Annotated in this window: 20 protein-coding genes and 1 pseudogene; 14 read left to right on the top strand and 7 right to left on the bottom strand. The window is 62.7% G+C overall.

From position 1 onward, the window contains the following. Positions 1-59: 59 nt before the first annotated feature. From FAZ95_RS17525 to FAZ95_RS17510, 4 genes and pseudogenes are all read right to left on the bottom strand, one after another. Positions 60-593, bottom strand: a pseudogene (locus FAZ95_RS17525) (YncE family protein); the annotation flags it as partial. Between the two features lie 9 nt (positions 594-602). Beyond that, positions 603-1,844 carry an MFS transporter gene (locus FAZ95_RS17520; RefSeq protein WP_137333605.1) on the bottom strand — a complete coding sequence of 414 codons (1,242 nt, stop codon included), beginning with the start codon at positions 1,842-1,844 and terminating at the stop codon, positions 603-605. Between the two features lie 170 nt (positions 1,845-2,014). Continuing rightward, positions 2,015-3,199 carry a chromate transporter gene (locus FAZ95_RS17515; protein WP_137333604.1) on the bottom strand — a complete coding sequence of 395 codons (1,185 nt, stop codon included), beginning with the start codon at positions 3,197-3,199 and terminating at the stop codon, positions 2,015-2,017. After that, the gene (locus FAZ95_RS17510; RefSeq protein ID WP_137333603.1) at positions 3,196-4,176 is read right to left on the bottom strand and encodes a chromate resistance protein ChrB domain-containing protein; all 981 of its coding nucleotides are present in this window, start codon (positions 4,174-4,176) and stop codon (positions 3,196-3,198) included. The genes FAZ95_RS17515 and FAZ95_RS17510 overlap by 4 nt, the downstream gene beginning before the upstream one ends. A gap of 544 nt (positions 4,177-4,720) precedes the next feature. On the opposite strand from FAZ95_RS17510, the gene FAZ95_RS39365 reads away from it, so the two are divergent. The 4 genes from FAZ95_RS39365 (at position 4,721) to FAZ95_RS17490 (ending at position 7,395) form a co-directional block, all read left to right on the top strand. Further along, positions 4,721-4,864, top strand: a complete 144-nt coding sequence (locus FAZ95_RS39365; protein WP_175425634.1) for a hypothetical protein — start codon at positions 4,721-4,723, stop codon at positions 4,862-4,864. A 277-nt stretch (positions 4,865-5,141) separates the two neighbouring features. Further along, the gene (locus FAZ95_RS17505) at positions 5,142-5,573 is read left to right on the top strand and encodes a hypothetical protein (protein WP_137333602.1); all 432 of its coding nucleotides are present in this window, start codon (positions 5,142-5,144) and stop codon (positions 5,571-5,573) included. A 225-nt stretch (positions 5,574-5,798) separates the two neighbouring features. Then, positions 5,799-6,359 (top strand): hypothetical protein, encoded by a 561-nt coding sequence (locus FAZ95_RS17500; protein ID WP_137333601.1) that lies wholly within the window; start codon positions 5,799-5,801, stop codon positions 6,357-6,359. A gap of 526 nt (positions 6,360-6,885) precedes the next feature. After that, positions 6,886-7,395 carry a glycine zipper family protein gene (locus FAZ95_RS17490; RefSeq protein WP_137333600.1) on the top strand — a complete coding sequence of 170 codons (510 nt, stop codon included), beginning with the start codon at positions 6,886-6,888 and terminating at the stop codon, positions 7,393-7,395. A gap of 465 nt (positions 7,396-7,860) precedes the next feature. Here FAZ95_RS17490 and FAZ95_RS17485 read toward each other — a convergent pair whose 3' ends face one another. Further along, positions 7,861-9,021, bottom strand: coding sequence for an NHL repeat-containing protein (locus tag FAZ95_RS17485; protein WP_254699737.1), 1,161 nt, complete (start codon positions 9,019-9,021; stop codon positions 7,861-7,863). A 745-nt stretch (positions 9,022-9,766) separates the two neighbouring features. Here FAZ95_RS17485 and groES point away from each other — a divergent pair. After that, the gene (gene groES, locus FAZ95_RS17480) at positions 9,767-10,057 is read left to right on the top strand and encodes a co-chaperone GroES (protein WP_137333599.1); all 291 of its coding nucleotides are present in this window, start codon (positions 9,767-9,769) and stop codon (positions 10,055-10,057) included. 44 nt (positions 10,058-10,101) lie between these two features. After that, complete coding sequence (gene groL, locus FAZ95_RS17475; protein ID WP_137333598.1) at positions 10,102-11,742, top strand: chaperonin GroEL; 1,641 nt, start codon at positions 10,102-10,104, stop codon at positions 11,740-11,742. Between the two features lie 131 nt (positions 11,743-11,873). Here groL and FAZ95_RS17470 read toward each other — a convergent pair whose 3' ends face one another. After that, positions 11,874-12,737, bottom strand: a complete 864-nt coding sequence (locus FAZ95_RS17470; RefSeq protein ID WP_137333597.1) for a hydroxymethylpyrimidine/phosphomethylpyrimidine kinase — start codon at positions 12,735-12,737, stop codon at positions 11,874-11,876. Positions 12,738-12,977: 240 nt separating this feature from the next. Here FAZ95_RS17470 and FAZ95_RS17465 point away from each other — a divergent pair, with 240 nt between their 5' ends. From FAZ95_RS17465 to FAZ95_RS17430, 8 genes are all read left to right on the top strand, one after another. Further along, complete coding sequence (locus tag FAZ95_RS17465) at positions 12,978-13,148, top strand: rubredoxin (RefSeq protein WP_025527884.1); 171 nt, start codon at positions 12,978-12,980, stop codon at positions 13,146-13,148. 221 nt (positions 13,149-13,369) lie between these two features. Further along, positions 13,370-14,755: a hypothetical protein gene (locus FAZ95_RS17460; protein ID WP_137334608.1), complete on the top strand. Its 1,386-nt coding sequence runs from the start codon at positions 13,370-13,372 to the stop codon at positions 14,753-14,755. A gap of 214 nt (positions 14,756-14,969) precedes the next feature. Further along, on the top strand, positions 14,970-15,548 hold the full coding sequence (locus tag FAZ95_RS17455; protein WP_137333596.1) for a YqgE/AlgH family protein: 579 nt from the start codon (positions 14,970-14,972) through the stop codon (positions 15,546-15,548). After that, the gene (gene ruvX, locus FAZ95_RS17450; protein WP_137333595.1) at positions 15,545-15,985 is read left to right on the top strand and encodes a Holliday junction resolvase RuvX; all 441 of its coding nucleotides are present in this window, start codon (positions 15,545-15,547) and stop codon (positions 15,983-15,985) included. The genes FAZ95_RS17455 and ruvX overlap by 4 nt, the downstream gene beginning before the upstream one ends. After that, entirely contained in the window at positions 15,972-16,496 is a 525-nt protein-coding gene (gene pyrR / locus FAZ95_RS17445; RefSeq protein ID WP_137333594.1) for a bifunctional pyr operon transcriptional regulator/uracil phosphoribosyltransferase PyrR, read from the top strand. Before ruvX ends, pyrR begins: the two co-directional genes overlap by 14 nt. Before the next feature lie 146 nt (positions 16,497-16,642). Next, positions 16,643-17,674, top strand: coding sequence for an aspartate carbamoyltransferase catalytic subunit (locus FAZ95_RS17440; protein WP_137333593.1), 1,032 nt, complete (start codon positions 16,643-16,645; stop codon positions 17,672-17,674). 57 nt (positions 17,675-17,731) lie between these two features. Beyond that, on the top strand, positions 17,732-19,009 hold the full coding sequence (locus FAZ95_RS17435) for a dihydroorotase (RefSeq protein ID WP_137333592.1): 1,278 nt from the start codon (positions 17,732-17,734) through the stop codon (positions 19,007-19,009). A 24-nt stretch (positions 19,010-19,033) separates the two neighbouring features. Further along, on the top strand, positions 19,034-19,837 hold the full coding sequence (locus FAZ95_RS17430) for a lysophospholipid acyltransferase family protein (protein WP_137333591.1): 804 nt from the start codon (positions 19,034-19,036) through the stop codon (positions 19,835-19,837). Here the strand turns inward: FAZ95_RS17430 and cysC are convergent. Beyond that, a complete protein-coding gene (gene cysC, locus FAZ95_RS17425; RefSeq protein WP_254699736.1) occupies positions 19,787-20,398 on the bottom strand; it encodes an adenylyl-sulfate kinase in 612 nt (203 codons plus the stop codon). The genes FAZ95_RS17430 and cysC overlap by 51 nt on opposite strands. Positions 20,399-20,660: the final 262 nt, after the last annotated feature.

The raw sequence follows: 20,660 nt of genomic DNA, 5'->3' as shown, positions 1-20,660 counted from the left end.
CTGCCGCCGTCGCCTTACATTGGCGACGGCGCATGACGCTGCTGTCGAAGGCGATATCTCTATCGAGGCGCCATTACCCGCAGCACTGGCCGTCCGCCAACGCTCTTCAGCGGAAAGTAGGACCGATGCGTCGCCCCATCGACATTGACGACATGCGCATTCGGCCCCACCCGGCCATCGCCGATTTTAGACACGCGGGAACCGGCAACGTCGAACATCGACACGATGCCGGCCTCCCCGGCGACATATACCGTGTGCGAGCCAGGATCGAACGCGAGGACGTCCGGATCGCCGCCAATGGCAAACGACCCGCTAACCTTCATCGTGCGCATATCGAGGACCAGCAGTCGGTCGTTGTCTTCACATGCGATGAACGCTAGGCGTAACTCCGGAACGATGAGCAGGCCGTGATTGCCTCGCGCTTCGGGCAGGTCGATGCGGGCAACGACCGCATCGGTGACTGGATCGATCTCGACCAATTGCTGCCGCGTCTGCACGTTGACAAAGATATGCCGCGAGACCGGGTCGTATTGCGTGTTACCCACTTCACCGCCAAGCGGAATCGTTGCAACACGCTGGTTTGTCGAGGCGTCGCACGTGATTCATGATGAGCCTCCGCCCGGCCTGACGTGACGAAATGCGACGAGCAGCGCAAGATCGTAGGCGATCTTCAGCGCCCCGCATGCGATCAGTGGCGCGCCAAGCCAGCCGGCGCCAAGCAGTCCACCAGCGATCGTCGGGGCGACGGCCGCCGCGAGACTGCGGGGCACCGCGGTAAAACTCGCCGCAGCCGGCCGTTCGGGTGGCGTGACGACGGACATCACGTATGCACTTCGGGTCGGCACGTCGAGTTGCGAAAGTGCACTGCGCAGAAGCAGCAGCACCAACGTCGGTGGCAAGGAAGACGTGAAGGCCGCAGTGATCAGGCACACACTTGAAGGAATGTGGGTGAACACCATCGTGTTGAGCAAGCCGATCCTGCGGGCAATGGGTGCGGCGGCCAGTTGCGAACCCGCGCTCAGCAGGCCTGCCCAGAAGAAGAACTGTCCGGCTGCAGCAAGTGAAAGGCCAAATCGCTGGATGAGCCATAGCGTCAATAGCGAGTTCACGAGTAGCCCGCCTGCAAAAGCGTCCACGCTGAAAAGCATCGCGAGGCGGGTGACGATCCCCCGCGACGGGCCGAGCGGCACCCGAGCAACAGCGGCGTGCGATTCGGGCTTTGGGAGACGCAGATACAGCAGGCAGATGAAGAAACCCGTCACTCCATAGAAGAGGAACATCGCGCGCATGGCAAAAAGTACGGCAATGCCGGAATGCAAGGCAATCCAGTCGGGTAACCCGGCGAGTAGCGCGCCCAATGCAGCCGACAACGCACCCACGAGACTGTAGCGGGCGAACAGCGCGGTACGGGCATTGGACTCCGCCGATTCGGCAAGGCGCGCGTGCTCGAGCGGCAGAAACAGACTGACGTCGCCCGAACTCGGGTTCAGCGTACCGACGAAGGCGACCGCGACCAGCGGCCATAGCGACGACAGGCTGGCGAATCCAAGGCCGGTGGCAGCCATCAGGCTTGCCGCAAAGAGCAGCAGTGCGCGCAGCGGGTAGCGGCTGCTCAACAGACCCACCAGAATCGTCGCGATAGCCGATCCGATCAGCGTTGCAGTGCTGATCAGACCGACCGCCAACTGCCCGAAGCCGAGGGCCAGCAGATACGCGGGCAGTAGGACTGCGATAAAGCCGTCGCAAAATCCACGCAGCCCACGTGAGGCCAGAAGCATCCACGCGCTTCGGTCGATACCCGCCGGCAGGAATAGCGCCGATAGTGAAGTCCTGGCGGGAAGCATGGCTGTGGCCTCAGGTATCGGCGTGCAACATGTCTTATGTCAGCCGTCGAGCAGGTAACGCTGCTTGCGCTTGAGCCAGCCTCATCCCTGCACCGACCGCGGCGGTGTTGTGTCGAAAGGTGCGACGTGTTGCCATGTGCATTCCTCGACGTTTTCGCGCACGCGTTCAGTCACAGGGCGTGCAGGTGAACGAGCGGATAGACAGCGAGACCGATCAGGGCGGCTGCCACGACGATCACAGGCTCCTGAAGTTTCCTGAAGCGCCACAGCAGCAACACGGTTGCGAGCGCGATTAGCGCGGTCGGCCAGTCGACGACCGAACGCTTCGCGATCACGATCACCGAACCGGTAATCGCACCGACGGCCGCCGCCGTAATGCCGTCGACAAATGCCTTGACGGCGGGCAACCGGCCATACTTCTTGAAGTACGGCGCGGGCAGCACCGTGAACAGATAGCATGGCAGAAACGTGCCGAGTGCTGCGACGCAGGCACCGGCCAATCCCGCGACCAGATAGCCGATGAAACCCACCGTAATGACGACGGGACCCGGCGTGATCATCGCGACGGCCACCGCATCGACGAACTGCTTGTCGTTCAGCCAGTGGTGTTCGGTCACGACCCCGCCGTACAGGAACGGAACGATTGCGAGGCCCGATCCGAACACGAACGCACCCGCCTTTGTGAAGAAGACGCCGATCTGGCCGAGCAGCGAAAGATCCAGTCCGCTCAGCACGCCGGCGAGTCCCGGCGCTTGCGCGATTACGAGCGCGTTGAGCCCGCCTTTGTCCAGCCATTTGGGTGGCGATCGACGGAACCCGTTGACGAGACCGCCCGCGATGAAAAGCCAAGCGATTTCGGATTCAGTGGCGACGGTCACGGCCGCAAGGGTCAAATAGATGACCCACAGCAACCTGTCAGCGCCGAGCGTCTTGGTCGTGAGCTTGTACGCACTCATGGCGATGATGCCGACCACCGCCGCACCGATGCCATAGAAGGCCGCCTGCATCCACGATAGTCCGCCGAAGTGCGCGTACGCCCAACCGAGTGCAACCACCATCAGGAATGACGGCAGCACGAAGGTGATACCGGCTACCGTTGCGCCCAGAATTCGGTAGTGCACGTACCCGAGGTAGATGCCGAGCTGCGCGGCAAGCGGGCCCGGCATCATCTGAGCCAGTGCCAGCCCTTCGCGGTAGTCCGCTTCGGTGATCCAGGCGCGCTGTTCCACCAGATCGCGACGCATATAACCGACGAGCGCCACGGGGCCGCCAAACCCGAAGGTGCCGAGCTTCAACATGTAAAGCGCCATCTGGCCGAGCGAGTAGCCGGGTGCGGTCGCGGTCGTCGTACTCATGAGCGGCTTCCCGTATCGCTGTTCTTCGCGTTCGCTGCGAAATGCGTGTAGATCGAATCGAGCACGCGGCTCATTTCGTCCAGCAACTGATCGTCGTCGGCCGTGCGCTCGCGGGCACCCGCCATGATGGCTTCAAAGCCGGTTGCCTCCGGCACGGGCGCACCGCCCACGTCGAGTGCATGGACCATCGCGCCGAGCCGCAGCAGCGCAGGGTCCTGGTCCAGGCCGAAGCTCGTGAGCAACACCTCGAACGTGACGCGCTCGCCCACATGGGTGAAGGCCGCGCCATCGAAATCGAAGCCCAGCGCATCGGCCGGGCAGGCATCCGGCGATGTGAGCCAGATGAAGCGTGCGTTGCGGTCGATGAAGCGGCCGATCAGCCAAGCACTTGCCACGCGGTCGACCCATGGGCGCCTGCGCGTTGCCCATGTGCGGTCCTGATAGTCGGTGATCGCTAACGATCGGATTGCACGGTCCGCCGCGTGCGGCTCTCCCGGCGACAGCACCGTGTCGACGTGCGCCACGAAATCCTGCCAGGCCACCCCGGCGCGAGTGGCTGCTTCACCTGGGAAATAGTCGATCGCGACGATGGTTTCGTAGTCCTTGCGCAGCCGCCGCAGCAGTTTCGTCAAATCGGCGGCGGACTGGTCGGAAACGGTCTTGCGAGCATCGGCAAGCGCGTGGATGAGCCCGTCGTACTCGTCGGCGCGATCGAACAGCGTGCGGAATTCCGCCTCCTGCGAGGCATCGAGGCTGGGCGCGCGCAGCAGATGAGCGGTGCCACCGCTTTCAGCAATGGCGGTGGCTAGCTCGCGCAGCATGCCTTCTCGTTCAGCGGTGTAAGGCAGCAGATAGATACCGTCCCGCAGAACGGCGCAGCCTTTGGCTTTAAGTGCGCGCCAGAAGCGCATGCGCGCCGTCGCGCTCTCGGTGGGAAGTGTCAGGACGAGGATCGACCAGGTCAGATAAACGTTCATGTAGAGTAAGCTACTCGCTTGTAGCATAGTCTACAAGTAAACCATCGAAGGCGGAATATCCTGGTGGCGAAGAACGTTTACCAGTTGTAGTCCTGCCACTCATCGGGCGGTGTGCTGCGCCGGCGTTGGTTGCCGAACTCGAAGGAACCCTACACCGAGCGCGCCGATCCTGCTGACTGCCGCACGGGTTTTGATGCCACGCGTTTGACGAGTGCGCACAAGGCGGAATGACGGAAACTTGGATCAACGAAGACTGCGGAGGCCTTCACGTTTTCGGCTCGGCAATTGTGTCTGGCGAAGTTCGAGCGACGGCACCCTCGACGCGAAATGCGCTACGGCGGGCGCCGACGCAATTAGCAAAGGCAACCCCGGCCTGTAGTTTGATGAATATGAGCGTCAAGAAGCGCCAGTGAGCAAACGAGTACTTCTGTTCTGGTTAACCTCGGTCTAGAAGCCGCGAAGGATGAATGCCTCACCGGCATATGACACATGAAGAGGCCCGCAGTCGGGCAATGGGCGTTAGTCGCGCCTACAGGAGACCAAAATGAATGCAATCAAGCTGTTAGTCGCCATCCTAATGGTTTTGGCGGTCACCTTTACGGCATCCCCTTCAAACGCGGGCACGCATGACAACAGTGCGGCGGCGGCTAGTAGCGCCAGCGAAAGCAGCAGTGGTGGCGGATATTGATCACTACGGGCACGTTGTAAGCCGCATGTCGTCGGGATTCGGACGCCAGCTGTCTGGAACGGACTCCTGACCAATGCGATTCGTGAGAAAAGTGCTGGAAGTTTAAGCCGTTGCTTGCGCGAGGGCGATGAGCGCGCGCGAGGATTGAGGAGCGCTAACGACCTCGTTCTGTCACACGCGGTAATGAATTTCCGCTTCACTGCCGGCGGACATGCAGGTCGCGCCGCGGTCTAAATTTCTAGCGGAGTCGTTCCGCAACATCAGATGAGGTCTTACCGTGCAGCACGTGATATTGCCCTCTTTGACAGGGGTGTTTGCAGCCGCGGTGTTGGGCGCCTGTACCGCGGTGCCTTACGACACGTCGATGTACTCCTGTGATCAGGAGTACATGATGACTAATCCTGCGGGCGCTGAATACTACTGTGGCCCCGACTATGGGTACCCTTACGGGGGAGGCTTTATCGGCTTTGTCGACATCGACCACTTTCACCATCACCACGATCATGACCATGACCATGACCATGACTTCGATTTTCATCGCGGCCATGACCATGACCACGACTTTCATCATGGCGGCGCTATAGCTGGCGGCTTGCGCGGCGGAGGGCGCGGCGAAGGCCACGGCGGCGGGCACGGCTCAAGCGGTTTCGGTAGCGACTTCCAACCGTCGGGAGCGAGCGGATCGCACGGAGGTGGTGTGCACAAATAAGCGGAATCACGCAACGGACAGCACCTCCCCAATCCTCCACTCGAACGCGCGGCCCTGGAACAAACCGGTGAGTGACATCGTTTACTCATCAGGCAACCACGTCCCGAGCGGCAAGCCGGTAAGGCAGCTATCCCCGCGGCGCGAGTTTGAGCAAGCACACCGATGTGCTAGGCGACGCCGCTGACACGACGTCGAAAACGTCGGGGTTTCATGTGACCATACATCATGGACAACCTGCTTCGTTTCGGGACATTGCTCGTCTGTCTCGGCTTAGCGGCGCCTGCGCTCGCGCAGACATACGACGAGCCACCCGTGCCGACCTACGGCGCGAATTGCCGCGCCGTCGTAGGGCAGGCGGAAATCGATGGCACGATGCAGCAGATGGTCGGACGCGCGTGCCTGCAGAGTGACGGTACTTGGCAGTTCGAGCAAAGCCAGGGTGGTAGCGTGCTGTGGTATCCGGTCGCGGCCTATCCCTATCCCGACCCGTGGTGGTGGGGGCCGCCGGTTTTCATCGGCGCGGGCGTGAGCTTGATCTTTGTCGATCGTTTTCATCATTTCCATCACTTTCACGACTTCGATCATTTCCATCAGATGGATCACGGCCATTTCGGTACGCCAATCGGAGCGGGCTTTCACCATGGCCCGTTTCCGGGTGGTAGTGTGCGCGGCTTCGGAGTTGTGCATGGCTTCAGTGGCGCGAGGGGATTCGGTGGTGCGAGGGGATTCGATGGGATGAGGGGATTCGGCGGCATGCATGGATTCGGCGGAATGCATCGACACTAGTCGAATCTGCATCCAGAAGCGCCTGCGGAAACCCTCGTGAGATCGTCTTATGGGACCGTTCAGAAACGCGGTACGCGGGCCGTCCGGCGGGCGGTAGTGCAGCCGGCGCGCTAAGCCGACAAAAACGTCGGCTCAGCGCTAACGGCAAACCCATCCATTCAGGAGTCCGTCGTGAAAAGCCGGAAGATTTTCGTCATGTTGGTGGCGCTGGCCGCCGCCTGTGCGTCAGGGTCGGCAGATGCCGGACGCGTCCGGGTCTTTGTCGGTGTGGGCGCCCCTTTCTTCTATCCGTTCGCTCCGTTCCCGTACTACTATCCGCCCGTCGTCGCCGTGCCGGTCGCTCCTGTGCGCTATGTCGAACAAGGGCAGTCGTCAGCCGGTCCGGGCCAACCCAGCGGCTCCTGGTACTACTGCGATGCATCCAGGGCCTACTACCCCTACGCGAAGCAGTGCCCTGGCGGGTGGCGAGAGGTGCCTTCGCAGCCCTCGTCTTCCCGTTGACGATCAACTGGATGTTCAAAGCGCCATGAAATATTCCAGGCTTTCCTTGCTTGCCTCGCTGGCTTGTGCCAGCGCGTGCTCCGTCCTGCCGACCGCTCCGAGCGTGATGGCGCTGCCCGGTACCGGAAAGACATTCGACCAGTTCCGAGCGGACGATGCCTCATGCCGGCAATATGCGTTCAGCCAGGTGGGCGGCGTGTCGACCAACCAGGCGGCAACAGCGAGCGCGGTGGGGAGCGCCGCCGTCGGAACCGCACTCGGCGCGGCTGCGGGCGCGGCGTTCAATGGAGGGACCGGCGCGGCCGTGGGCGCAGGCGCCGGCCTGCTCGTCGGGAGCGCGTTCGGGGTCGGCGCCGCACAAAGCTCAGCCTACAACGTGCAGCGCCGCTACGACTTTGCGTATGTCCAGTGCATGTATGCCGCGGGCAATCGGGTCCCGGTCCGCGGGCACATGATGGTTGCGCCCGCGGGGCGGCCCTATGTGCCGCCGCCCCCAAGCGTGCCTCCACCGCCACCGCCACCGCCGGCAAGTTGAGGCTGATAAGTGGGCTGGCATTCTGGAATCGGATTGCGACGAGTTCGCTCAGAACTCTATCGAGCACGGGGGAGGTTCCAATCAAGCAATGAACAACGATAGGGACCGGAGCGGGCGAGACTTGGCCGAGCGAGATTTACGGCTGCTATCGGCGTTTGCCGACAATGAATTGTCCGTCACGAAGTGCGCAGCCACGCTCATTTGGCTGAAGACGGACTCGGGGGCGGCCGAGCGCGTGGCCGATTACCGCGCGCAATAAGCCGCACTGACAGCAAGTCTCTTACAACGAAGGTCTAGCAAACCACGTTGTCACCGAGTCATGCGTAGTTGGCAATTGACTCGCCCGGCGACGGAGTCCGTCGCCGGGTCGTCTTCAACGAGTTTTCATCGTGTCTGGGCAGATAGGGCAGACAAGGTTCGGCGCTAATGCACGCCAGATACTGGTGGAACCGTCCTTCCCGAAGGTCAATTGCCACGCAATGTCCAGACAGTCGCCGAATTCGTGTTGTCGTTGACTGTCGCGAACTGTGACTGACCACTGCTGCTCAACCCGAATGCGAGGCCGAATGCGGAGCCTGGCGTCGGGTCGACCTGCATCTGCGCGACGAATTGCCCGTTGGGCGTAAACTCGACGATTTCGCTCGATTGGTTCGGGTCAGGATTGATCGCATCGCCATTCGATGTCACCAGATCTCCATTCGGCGCAAGCGCCAATGCCAGTGGCCCGCGAAGGTGATCATTATCCTGATAAATCACCGTTCCTGGACCGTTATCGTGCTTGCGCGCCGCAGCGCCCAAGATTGCGAACACCTTGTTGTCGGCGGTTGATGCGACGTAAAGCACGTCGTGGGCAGCGTCATAGGCCAGTCCCGTGGGGCCGAGAACGAGCGCGGCGGGATCGGGCCGGTGCATGTAGCCGGAGGCAATGATGCGCGAGCTATTCATCAAGAGCGTCGCGCCGCTCGTGCCAATGCTGATATTGATCCTTGCCACGGTTCCGTTCAGGACGTTCGAGACGAACGCGGTGACCTGCGACCCCTGATCGCTGATGACCGTCATGTCCCACGGACCGTCCAGGAGAGTTCGATCTTTCAGTTCGCTGAGAAGTCCGCCCTGCGGATTGATCACCAATAGCGAGCCGGTTGAGGTGATCGCGCCGTTTGTGGTCGGAAGATTGCCGACCAGCACAAAGCCGCTCTTGAGCACCGCGAGTGCGGTGGTGAGACCCAGATTTTGTCCCTGGAAGAAGGTTACCGGCTTGCTGTCGGTCACAAGCTTCACGATGGTCGTTCCCGTGCCTTGCTGGTTCGACGCGGCGTTGAAGTTGGACACCAGAACGTCCCCAGGCTGCAGCGCGCTGCCCGACGGCACGCCGCTGGGCACGAAAGCAATGCCGTACGGATTGAGATCAAGATTGGTTGGAACCGTCGAAGCGACTGTCGATGTCGGCGGAATAATCGGCTCCCCGCTAGCAATCGAGAATCCAAACGACAGCACGGCGAGGCCGATGCCGCTTATGGCGGCGCGCAGATGTACCGGGGTGAAGCGGAACGGGCGACGGGGTTTCGGTGGACGTAGGAGCGCGGTGGGTGATTCACGGGCAGACAACTGCGGCGAAGCTTTCATAGGGCACCTCCTTCCCTTGCGGACCACCCCAGCTGCTGGCGCGGCTGGGGAAAGCTCTGAGAGTCTGCAATTCTTCAACACGAAAAGCCGCTAGGACGTAAACGTGCGAGCGCCTCATTTATTCCGTTCCTGTCTGCGCGGAACCGCAGAAAACTGTCAGCGGGGTAAGGGTGCTCCAGAGCAGCCTGCGATAAGGTCTGCGTGCGCAGCATCTCGAACGGATCGGTGTTATGAAGCAGGACAAAGTTTGCTGACGTTCGCGCCAGCTTGTGCCCCACGCTTGACGAGCGACCGCCTTCTGCTGAAGCCGCTGCCAGTCTTCAGCCCCGCGAGGCCCGACTGACTCTGGAGGCTCTTGGCTGACTTGCAGAACTTCCATGAAATTTGTATGGGATCTGCGGGATTTCCCTATGTTTGGATCGGGGGGCTACCACGTGGCTCAAATCGTACGAGACTCGGCGCGCCTTCGCTTCTGCCGAGGTGCGAAAGCGTAAGGCGATAAATGTAACCATTTGATTTTATGTGATAAATTTTATCTCACGGGTTTCCGCTGCAGGCGCCGGGTTCCAAGTTAAGTGAACAAAGTTCCAAGTTAGGTGAATCTCGACACCCCGCCTTGAATTTGTCAAAACCCGTCCATATAATTAGCACTCGCTGCACGTGAGTGCTAACAAGATTTCCGCTTGGCCTTCTGCCGGGCGGGCTTACTCAGCGTTCTTCAGTCTCAATCTAGAGAGGAGTGTGTATGAACCTTCGTCCTTTGCACGATCGCGTCATCGTGAAGCGTTTGGATCAAGAAACCAAGACCGCATCGGGCATCGTGATCCCTGACGCAGCGGCTGAAAAGCCGGATCAAGGCGAAGTGCTCGCCGTCGGCCCCGGCAAGCGCGATGACAAGGGTGCGCAAATCGCCCTCGACGTGAAGGTTGGCGATCGCGTCCTGTTCGGCAAGTACGCTGGCCAGACCGTCAAGGTCGACGGCAACGAACTGCTCGTGATGCGCGAAGAAGACATCATGGCAGTCGTCCAGAAGTAACTTGCCCCGGTTCGTATTCTCAAAAGATTTCAAGGAGTTAGAAGATGGCAGCTAAAGACGTCGTATTCGGCGATTCCGCTCGTGCCAAGATGGTCGAGGGTGTGAACATTCTCGCCAACGCAGTGAAGGTCACGCTGGGTCCGAAGGGCCGCAACGTGGTGCTCGAGCGCAGCTTCGGCGGCCCGACGGTCACCAAGGACGGTGTGTCGGTCGCGAAGGAAATCGAGCTGAAGGACAAGCTCCAGAACATGGGCGCGCAAATGGTCAAGGAAGTGGCTTCCAAGACCAGCGACAACGCCGGCGACGGTACGACGACCGCTACGGTCCTCGCACAATCGATCGTTCGCGAAGGCATGAAGTACGTCGCATCGGGCATGAACCCGATGGACCTGAAGCGCGGCATCGACAAGGCCGTCACCGCAGCGATCGAAGAGCTGCGCAAGATCAGCAAGCCCTGCACGACCAACAAGGAAATCGCACAAGTCGGCGCGATCTCGGCGAACAGCGACACGTCGATCGGCGATCGCATCGCTGAAGCAATGGACAAGGTCGGCAAGGAAGGCGTGATCACGGTCGAAGACGGCAAGTCGCTGTCGGACGAGCTGGACGTCGTCGAAGGCATGCAATTCGACCGCGGCTACCTGTCGCCGTACTTCATCAACAACCCGGAAAAGCAAGTCGCCGTGCTCGAAAACCCGTTCGTGCTGCTGCACGACAAGAAGGTTTCGAACATCCGTGATCTGCTGCCGGTGCTCGAGCAAGTCGCGAAGGCTGGCCGTCCGCTGCTGATCATCGCAGAAGACGTCGAAGGCGAAGCGCTGGCTACGCTCGTGGTCAACAACATCCGCGGCATCCTGAAGACCGTTGCGGTCAAGGCTCCGGGCTTCGGCGATCGTCGCAAGGCGATGCTCGAAGACATCGCGATCCTGACGGGCGGCCAAGTGATCGCCGAAGAAACCGGTCTCACGCTCGAGAAGGCATCGCTGGCTGAACTGGGCCAAGCGAAGCGCATCGAAGTGGGCAAGGAAAACACGACGATCATCGACGGCGCTGGCGAAGCGAAGAACATCGAAGCGCGCGTGAAGCAAGTTCGCACGCAAATCGAAGAAGCGACGTCGGATTACGACCGTGAAAAGCTGCAAGAGCGCGTGGCCAAGCTGGCCGGCGGTGTGGCAGTGATCAAGGTCGGCGCTGCGACCGAAGTCGAAATGAAGGAAAAGAAGGCACGTGTCGAAGACGCACTGCACGCCACGCGCGCAGCCGTTGAAGAAGGCATCGTGGCAGGCGGCGGCGTTGCGCTGATCCGCGCTCGCTCGGCAATCGTCGGCCTGAAGGGCGCGAACGCCGACCAAGACGCCGGCATCAAGATCGTGCTGCGCGCGATGGAAGAGCCGCTGCGTCAGATCGTGATCAACGGCGGCGAAGAAGCCAGCGTCGTGGTGGCAGCAGTTGCAGCAGGCAAGGGCAACTTCGGCTACAACGCAGCCACCGGCCAATACGTCGACCTGGTCGAAGACGGCGTCGTGGACCCGACGAAGGTCACGCGCACCGCGCTGCAAAACGCGGCATCGGTGGCAGGCCTGCTGCTGACGACCGACGCAGCCGTTACCGAGCTGCCGAAGGAAGATGCTCCGATGCCTGGCGGCATGCCCGGCGGCATGGGCGGCATGGGCATGGACATGTAAATTCCGTGTCGGGCCGCGCTCGCGGCCCGGCTGGAAATGCATGGAGGGGCGCGTCGCGAGGCGCGTACCCTCAAAGAAAAACCCGCAGCGATGCGGGTTTTTTTACGTCTGTACGTTACGTGCGAGTGCGCTCAATGCCGAGCTTCGCCCGGTGGCGCATCAGGCTCGCTGGCAGGCGGCGTTTGCTCATCCTCGTCGTTGCGCGCCCAGAAGAAACGGTCCGGCAGATACGCGCCCATCCCAGGGCGGAACGCGTTGCGCGCCGCCTGATACAGGTATTCCTGCGCTTCGCGCGCCGCTTCCGCCGGCTCCTGGCCATTCGCGAGCAATGCCGCGATCGCTGCGCCGAGCGTGTCGGTGATGCCCATGATGCGATGGGGTGGGCGATCCCACATGTCCTGCCGCAATTGGCCGTCTTCGGAGAAGAGCGTGTTGACGAGCCGGTGCGTGCCGGTCTCGGTCGACAAGATGTATTCGGCGCCTTGCGACAGCAGGTGAGAGATCGCCGCGTCGAGCGTCGGCGTATCGGCATCGCCGTCCGGTTGAGCGAGCGCGAGCAGCGTGGCGTGATCGGCGATGAGCAGCGTGGTTTGCGGCGCGAGCAAATCGGCGATCGATTCGCGCAGTTCGTCGGCTGCGAGCACGTGCTCGTCGTCAAGCGTGAAATCGGGGGCGAGGATCAGCGGGATGTCGTCATAGTCGGCGACGACTTCGGCGATCGCGCTCACCACCTCGGCACGCGTCGCGGCCCCGATTTTGAACGCGGCGATCGGCATGTCTTCCAGCAGCATCCGCGCTTGCGTCGCGACCGTATCGGGATCGAGGCCAGTGACTTCGTCGCAGCTCGCCGAATCGCGCACCGTGTAGCCGGTGAGCACGGAGACACCGTGGCAGCCCATGCTCGCCAGCGTCAGCAGGTCGGCTTGCAAGCCGGAACCGCCGGTCGGGTCGGACAGGCCAAAGGTAAGGACGATCGGAAGGGTCTCGCTGGACATGAACGGTGTGGAAGAAGGGTAGATCTCGCCATGGACCTGCGGTGTTAAGCGGGCACATAGCGTGCGGGTGGCTCAATTATGCGGCTTAATTTGCGTGCTGCGCCGTTTTTTCCGTATTTGATCCTGATCGCCCGAGTCGAACGCGCCAGGCCCGTTAGGGGCTGGATTGCTAGCGAGCCGGGCGCCAAAACGGTACCATCATGGCTCTTTGATCAACGGATTTTTCGACGCGGCATAAGAATGGAATATAGAAGCTGGATGTGCCTGATTTGCGGCTGGATTTACGACGAAGAAGCCGGCTTGCCGGAAGAAGGCATTGCCCCGGGCACGCGCTGGGAAGACGTTCCGATCAACTGGACGTGTCCTGAATGCGGCGCGCGCAAGGAAGACTTCGAGATGGTCCAGATCTGATCGGTTCGGCGCCAAGCGGCGGCCGGGCGCATACGTTGTGCGCGCCCCCCGTCAAGCGCTGATGCTTTCGCATTTTCGCCGCAGCTGTTCGTTTCACCATCGAGGCGGTCTGCTGGAGAGTCGATTCCGCAGGCCGTATCCGTCAAACCGCGTCGCCGCACGGCACGTCAGCTTGTCCGCGCCACGAAGGCGCGGTCCGAGAGTGGTCGTATCGCATGCCTATGACACAGGGTTCCGCCGTTCCCGCGAGTTTCGAAGCGCTGCCGAATCCGCGCGGCGCGGCGGTGCGCGCGGCCGAGACGGCGCTGATCGACGCGCAACGCGGATTCAGCGCGCACGCTGACATCACCGCCCCGCTGATCCACGCGGCCGCGGCGCTGCGCCAGGCCGGCTGGCACGCGGCCCAGCGTTTTGCCGACACGCTCGTGCTCGCGTCGCCGTTTGCCGGCGGCGACTTCGCGCGGCGCTTCGGCATCGCGCTCTATGACTTTCAGGCGGCAATCGAGCGGCGCAATCTGCGCGAGCTCGCGTGTTCCGCGACCCTGTTCGATCACTACCGCGAGCTGAGCGTGCGCCTCGCGCAGCATACGCACGCGTTCGAAGTCGCCTACGAAGACCTCGCGCTCGCCCACCGGCCGATCCCGCCGGCAACGTTGCGGGCGGTGCCCGCGCAACGGCTTGCGCTCTTGAGGGCGAGCTACGAGGCCGCGCTGCTCTTCATATTGCGCGGCCACTCGGCGGCGCAAAGCGCGCTCGACGAAATCGAGGCGTGCATGGCCGAGCTCGCGGGCCCCGATCCCTACGATGTCTGGCGTTTGGCTGCCGGCTGTTCGAAGGCGTTGCGCGCGAGCGGCCGGGCCGAGTCGGGCGCTGGCGACGCCAAGCGCTTCTACGCGCGCTGCAATCTGCTCCTCGCCGACCAGGCGCGCGGCATTGCGATGGCGCCGCGATCGTTCGTGCGCGCGTCGCTTGCGATCCTGTGGCGCGACTACGCGCTTTACGGCGCCGCCGCCGAAGACGCGGACCAGGTCGCGCTGCTCAACGACTACGGCTTGACCGTCGACTGGCACGTCGCCGGCACGCAGGCTTCCGAGGCGTTGTGGGAGGCAGGCGCGGCTGCGGCGGAACAGCAGGCGACGGGTCATGTGTCGCTCACGCGTGAACTGGGCGTATTGAGCGTCAACGCCAATGCGTATGAGGATTTCCTGCAGACCGCGGACGCGTCGATCGACGTGCTGTCGAAACACGCGAGCACCGCGAAAGACGATGCCGGCGGCGCGCTCCTGGCTAGCGACGCGGCGTACCGGCTCGGCGCCGCCGCGTGCGCGCTCGGGCTCGGCCATGTGGCGCTGCTTTCCGACGCGCTGGGTCTCGCGTGGCGGCGCCGTGCGCACGCGGGCGCCGCGGCGCCCGAAGTGCATTCGCGCGCGGTGATCGACGCGCCCGACGGCGCGTCGATTTCACGGGCAACCGAGGCGCTGCGCGCGATGCTGCTGCGGGTGGCTGCCGGCGTCGCGCCGCCCGATTCGCAGCAGGCGGTTGCGGCGCTGACGCAGGCGATCGAGCGCGGCCGCGAGGGGCCTTCCGCTTCCCACGCGACACGGTAGCGCCCCCGCCGTTCCATATCTTTCCGACGCTTTCCCGCCATGGTTCGCCGCGACCCTAGGCCGGCGTGTGTGAGCCGCGCCGAACCGGCCGTGGGCAAAGCGTAAGCGCGTGATAGAGTGCAGTATCGCCCTCAAGCCGTGAATCCAGGCAAAAGCCGTCTGACGCGCGGTCTTGTCGGCCATTCCGCCTCGTCTTTGCTATAAAATTCGAACCATGCCCAAGAGTACCGATCGCATCAATTTGACCAATCAGTTCCTGATCGCCATGCCCAACATGGTGGATCCCACGTTTTCAGGGACTGTGGTCTACCTTTGCGATCACAGCGAGAAAGGCGCGCTCGGCCTTGTCATCAACCGGCCGACCGACATCGACCTGGAATCGCTCTTCAATCGCATCGATCTCAAGCTCGAGATCGAGCCTCTCCTGCATGTCCCTGTCTACTTCGGCGGCCCGGTGCAAACCGAGCGCGGCTTCGTGCTGCACGAGCCCGTCGAGGGCAGCTCGTACACGTCGTCGATGGTGGTGACGGGCGGGCTCGAGATGACCACGTCGAAGGACGTGCTCGAAGCCGTCGCGAGCGGCAAGGGTCCTGAACGCTTTCTGCTGACGCTCGGCCATGCCGGCTGGGGCGCAGGCCAGCTCGAAGAGGAAATCTCGAAGAACGGCTGGCTCACCGTCGAGGCAGACCCCAAAATCGTTTTCGATGTGCCCGCCGAAGACCGCCTGGAGGCTGCGCTCGCGCTGCTCGGCGTGACGCTGTCGATGCTTTCCGGCGAAGCAGGTCACGCATGAACAAAGTGGTCGGACGTGAGGCGACGCTGCTTGCGTTCGACTACGGTGAAAAGCGCATCGGCGTCGCCATCGGCAATTCCCTCACCCGCCATGCGCGCGCGCTCGTCGTCCTGCAAAACCGCAATCGCGAATACCGCTTCGAAGCGGTCGGCAAGCTGATCGGCGAGTGGCGGCCGGATGCGCTCGTGGTCGGCCTGCCGTGCCATCCGGACGGCACCCCGCACGAAATGACGCAGCTCGCGAAGCGTTTCGGCAATCAGTTGAACGGCCGTTTCAATCTGCCTGTGACTTGGGTCGACGAGCGCTATTCGTCGGTCGAGGCGGAGGCCGATATCCGCCAGGGCGCTGCGCGTGCCGACATGCTCGATGCCGAAGCGGCTCGCATCATCCTTCAACAATATCTGGACGGACTTTCCGACGATCATGAGCTTCATTGATGCGGAGGCGCTTTATCGCGCGTTGCTCGAGCAGATCCGCGCGGCGTATCCCGGTTCGCCGGGCGCTTCGTTTGGCGCGGCGGATGGCCCTGTGCTCGCCGGCATCTACAGCGGCGGCGCGTGGCTCGTCGAGCGGCTCGCGAAAGATTTGGGCGCGGCCGAATTCGGCGTCGTCAACATCGCGCTGCATCGCGACGACTACGCGAAGAAGGGCCTGCATATCCAGGCAAGCCCGACGTCGCTGCCGTTCGACGTGAACGATCGCCGCATCGTCCTCGTCGACGACGTGCTGTACACGGGCCGCACCGTGCGTGCCGCCTTGAACGAGCTGTATGACTACGGACGTCCCGCAGCCGTGGAGCTCGCCGTGCTCGCCGATCGCGGCGGACGCGAGATGCCGGTGGCCGCGCGCTTCGTCGGCGGCGTGGTCGAGGTGGGCGCCGACACGACGCTCGTGCTCGCGCGCGGCGACGACGGACACCTTACGTTTCACACCGAAGCACGCGCTTAAGTGACGCGGCAACGCAATTCCCAATGCAGCAAGTCGCGGGACGGACGCGGTGCAGCGCTCTCTCGCAGCGCGCGCCAGCCTACTCGGCTGCCGCGGGCAACTTGCGAATCACGTCAAGCACACGTTTGAATCAGGCACAGCACATCATGAACACCGTCACCCAGGGCTTGGCCGACAACACCGGCGAAGCCACCCAAGGCGAGCGCTTTCGCCACGGCTTTCTAAAGGGCAACCCGCAGCTCACGAAGAACGGCGAGCTCAAGCACCTGCTGACGATCGAGGGCCTGCCGCGCTCGATCATCACGCACATCCTCGATACCGCCGAACAGTTCGTCAGCGTGACGGACCGCGAAATCAAGAAAGTGCCGCTGTTGCGCGGCAAATCGGTGTTCAATCTGTTCTTCGAAAACTCGACGCGCACGCGCACGACGTTCGAGATTGCCGCGACGCGCCTCTCGGCGGACGTGCTGAATCTGAACATCAACGCGTCGTCGACGAGCAAAGGCGAGTCGCTGCTCGACACGATCAACAATCTCTCGGCGATGCACGCCGACATGTTCGTCGTGCGTCATGCATCGAGCGGTGCGCCGTACCTGATCGCCGAGCACTGCGCGCCGCACGTGCACGTGATCAACGCCGGCGATGGACGCCACGCGCATCCGACGCAGGGTCTCCTCGACATGTACACGATCCGCCACTACAAGCGCGATTTCACGAACCTGCGCGTGGCGATCGTCGGCGACATCCTGCATTCGCGCGTTGCGCGCTCCGACATCCATGCATTGACCACGCTCGGCGTGCCCGAAGTGCGCGCGGTCGGCCCGCGTACCTTGCTGCCGGGCGGTCTCGAGCAGATGGGCGTGCGCGTCTTTCACAACCTCGACGAAGGGCTGAAGGACGTCGACGTGATCATCATGCTGCGCTTGCAGAACGAACGGATGAGCGGGGCGCTCTTGCCGTCGGCGCAGGAGTACTTCAAGAGCTGGGGGCTGACGCCCGAGCGCCTCGCGCTCGCGAAGCCCGATGCGATCGTCATGCACCCGGGCCCGATGAACCGCGGCGTCGAAATCGATTCGCAAGTCGCCGACGGTCCGCAATCGGTGATCCTGAATCAGGTGACGTTCGGGATTGCCGTGCGCATGGCCGTGATGGGCATCGTCGCAGGTAACAACGACTGAACCCCGGCCGCAGTTAAGAGCACTGAAGCGACAAGCAACGCAGAAAAAAGGCAGCGCATGAAGATCCATATCCAAGGCGGCACGCTGATCGATCCGGCGTCCGGCACCGAACAACAGGCGGACGTATTTATTGCGGCGGGCAAGATCGTTTCGATCGGCGCCGCGCCGGCCGATTTCAATGCGGCGAAGACGGTCGACGCAAAGGGCCTCTATGTGGCCCCGGGTTTCGTCGATTTATCGGCGCGGCTGCGCGAGCCCGGTTATGAGCACAAGGCGACGCTCGTCTCTGAAATGGCCGCCGCCCTCGCGGGCGGCGTGACGAGCCTGGTCTGCCCGCCGGACACCGATCCGGTGCTCGACGAACCCGGCCTTGTCGAAATGCTGAAATACCGCGCGCGCAATCTGAATCAGGCGCATGTGTACCCACTTGGCGCGCTGACGGTCGGGCTCAAGGGGCAGGTCATCACTGAGATGGTCGCGCTGACCGAGTCCGGGTGCATTGGTTTTTCGCAGGCGGACAATCCGATTGTCGATACGCAAGTCATGCTGCGCGCGCTGCAATACGCGAGCACCTACGGCTATACGGTGTGGCTGCGTCCGCTGGACGCGTATCTCGCGAAGGGCGGCGTAGCGGCGAGCGGGGCGGTGGCGTCGCGGCTCGGTTTGTCGGGCGTACCGGTGTCGGCCGAAACGATCGCACTCCATACGATTTTCGAATTGATTCGCGTGACCGGCGCGCGCGTGCATCTGTCGCATCTGTCGTCGGCGGCGGGCATCGCGCTCGTGCGCGAGGCGAAGGCCGAAGGGCTGCCCGTGACGTGCGACGTCGCCATGAATCACATCCACTTGATCGACGTCGACATCGGTTACTTCGATGCGCAGTTCCGGCTCGACCCGCCATTGCGCGGCCAGCGCGACCGCGAAGCGATTCGCGCGGGCCTCGTCGACGGCACCATCGATGCGATCTGCTCGGACCATACCCCGGTCGACGACGACGAGAAGCTGCTGCCGTTCGGCGAAGCGACGCCGGGCGCGACGGGCCTGGAGCTGCTGCTGTCGCTGACCGTGAAGTGGGCGAGCGAGGCGGGCGTGCCGCTCGGGAAGGCGCTGAGCCGGATCACCAATGCGCCCGCCGACGTGCTGAAGCTGCCTGCCGGACGTATCGCTGCGGGCGGAGTCGCCGACCTGTGCGTGTTCGATCTGGGCGCGCACTGGCGTGTCGAGCCGCGCGTGTTGAAGAGCCAGGGCCATAACACGCCGTTTCTTGGGTACGAACTGCCGGCACGCGTGCGCGCGACGGTCGTCTCGGGACACGTCGCGTTCGAATCGCGCTGACGCACGCATACACGGAATCTCACGATGAACATCGCGCTTCGCAAGCTTCGGCTCGTCACGCATCTGCTGCATGGCATGTGGATCGTCGCTACACGCTTCCCACGTGCGACCGACGAGCAGAAGCTCGAAATGAATCGCAAGTGGTCGCTGAAGATGCTGCGTCTCGCGGGCATGCGCCTCGTCGTGCACAACGACGAAGCGCGGCTCGATCACGGCGCGCTGGTGGTCGGCAATCACATATCGTGGATCGACATTTACGTGATCAACGCGTGGCGGCCGACGCCGTTCGTCTCGAAGGCCGAGATCCGCAACTGGCCCGTGGTGGGCTGGCTCGCGCACCAGCTCGGCACGGTGTTCATCCAGCGCGAAAAGCGCAGCGACGCGAAGCGGATCATGCACGAGCTGGCGGATAGGCTGAGCGCGGGCGAGCTGATGTGCGTGTTTCCGGAAGGCACCACGTCCGACGGGCTCGCGTTGCTGCCGTTTCACGCAAACATGTTTCAGGCGGCGGTGTCGGCGGGGTGTGCGGTGCAGCCGATTTGCCTGATGTACGAGGACGCGCAGGGCCGGCAATCGACGGCGCCCGCGTATATCGATGACTTGTCGCTTGCCGATTCGCTGAACGCGCTGTTGCGCGGTGGGCCGCTCACGGCGCACCTGTACGTGGGAGCGCCGATTATGGCTGGACCGGATAGGCGTTCGCTGGCTGCGCTGGCGCAGGACTCGGTGGGCGCTGCGCTCGCCGAAATGCAAGCGGCGGTTGGACGCGGCTCGGTTTCAGCGTTGCGACCGCGCGAAGCGGATGTTGCCGCGGACGAACGCTTCTAGCTTCGCGACTGAGGTTGCGATGGCTTCGCCCGCGGTGTCGATTGCCAGATTCGGTGACGGCGGCAGTTCGTATGCCGACGATACGCCGGTGAATTCGGGGATTTCGCCTCGACGCGCGCGAGCATAGAGCCCCTTCGGGTCGCGCGCCTCGCAGCACGCGAGATTGCTGCTGATATGAACCTCGAAGAAGCGATCCCCGATGATCTCGCGTGCCAGCTTGCGGTGGACGATCAGGGGAGAGATCAGCGAACAAATAACGAGGAAACCCTCGGCCTTGAATAGCGCGGCGGCTTCGGCCATGCGCCGGACGTTTTCGAGGCGATCGTTGTAGCTGAAACCGAGACCGGCGTTCAAGCCCGTTCGAAGTGCGTCGCCGTCCAGGACGACCGTCATGCAACGCTCCGTCTGCAGGCGCTCTTTCAAACCGTTCGCAATTGTGGATTTGCCGGCGCCCGACATGCCGGTGAGCCAAATCACGCCGCCATAATCGCGCGGCAGCACGGCGACATGGGTGCGGGTTTCGAGGGTGCCCCAGCGGACCGTTGCGGCGCTGGCCTGCAACTCGGATGGCGACGGTGCGGTGTTTCCCAAGACTTTTCTCCAGCTCGGCCCTCCTGAAGAGAAGCTTAAGGGCCATAACGCATGGAGCGAATTATATTGGGAGTCTTAAGCAAAACTGTAAAACTCGTTACAACCTATGTTACGGAATATTGGTGGACGTCCGATTGATGACATGCGGGTGTCAGGGAAGGTTGGCGAGGCGTCAGGCGAATCTGTGGAAGGCAGTGCTTTTTCAGGCGATAGGAAGCAACTTCTTCCTGTT

The sequence above is a fragment of the Trinickia violacea genome (genome assembly GCF_005280735.1).
GTDB classification, from domain to species: domain Bacteria; phylum Pseudomonadota; class Gammaproteobacteria; order Burkholderiales; family Burkholderiaceae; genus Trinickia_A; species Trinickia_A violacea.
Note: the sequence above shows the minus strand (reverse complement) of the source record. Positions and strands in the feature narration are given on the sequence as shown.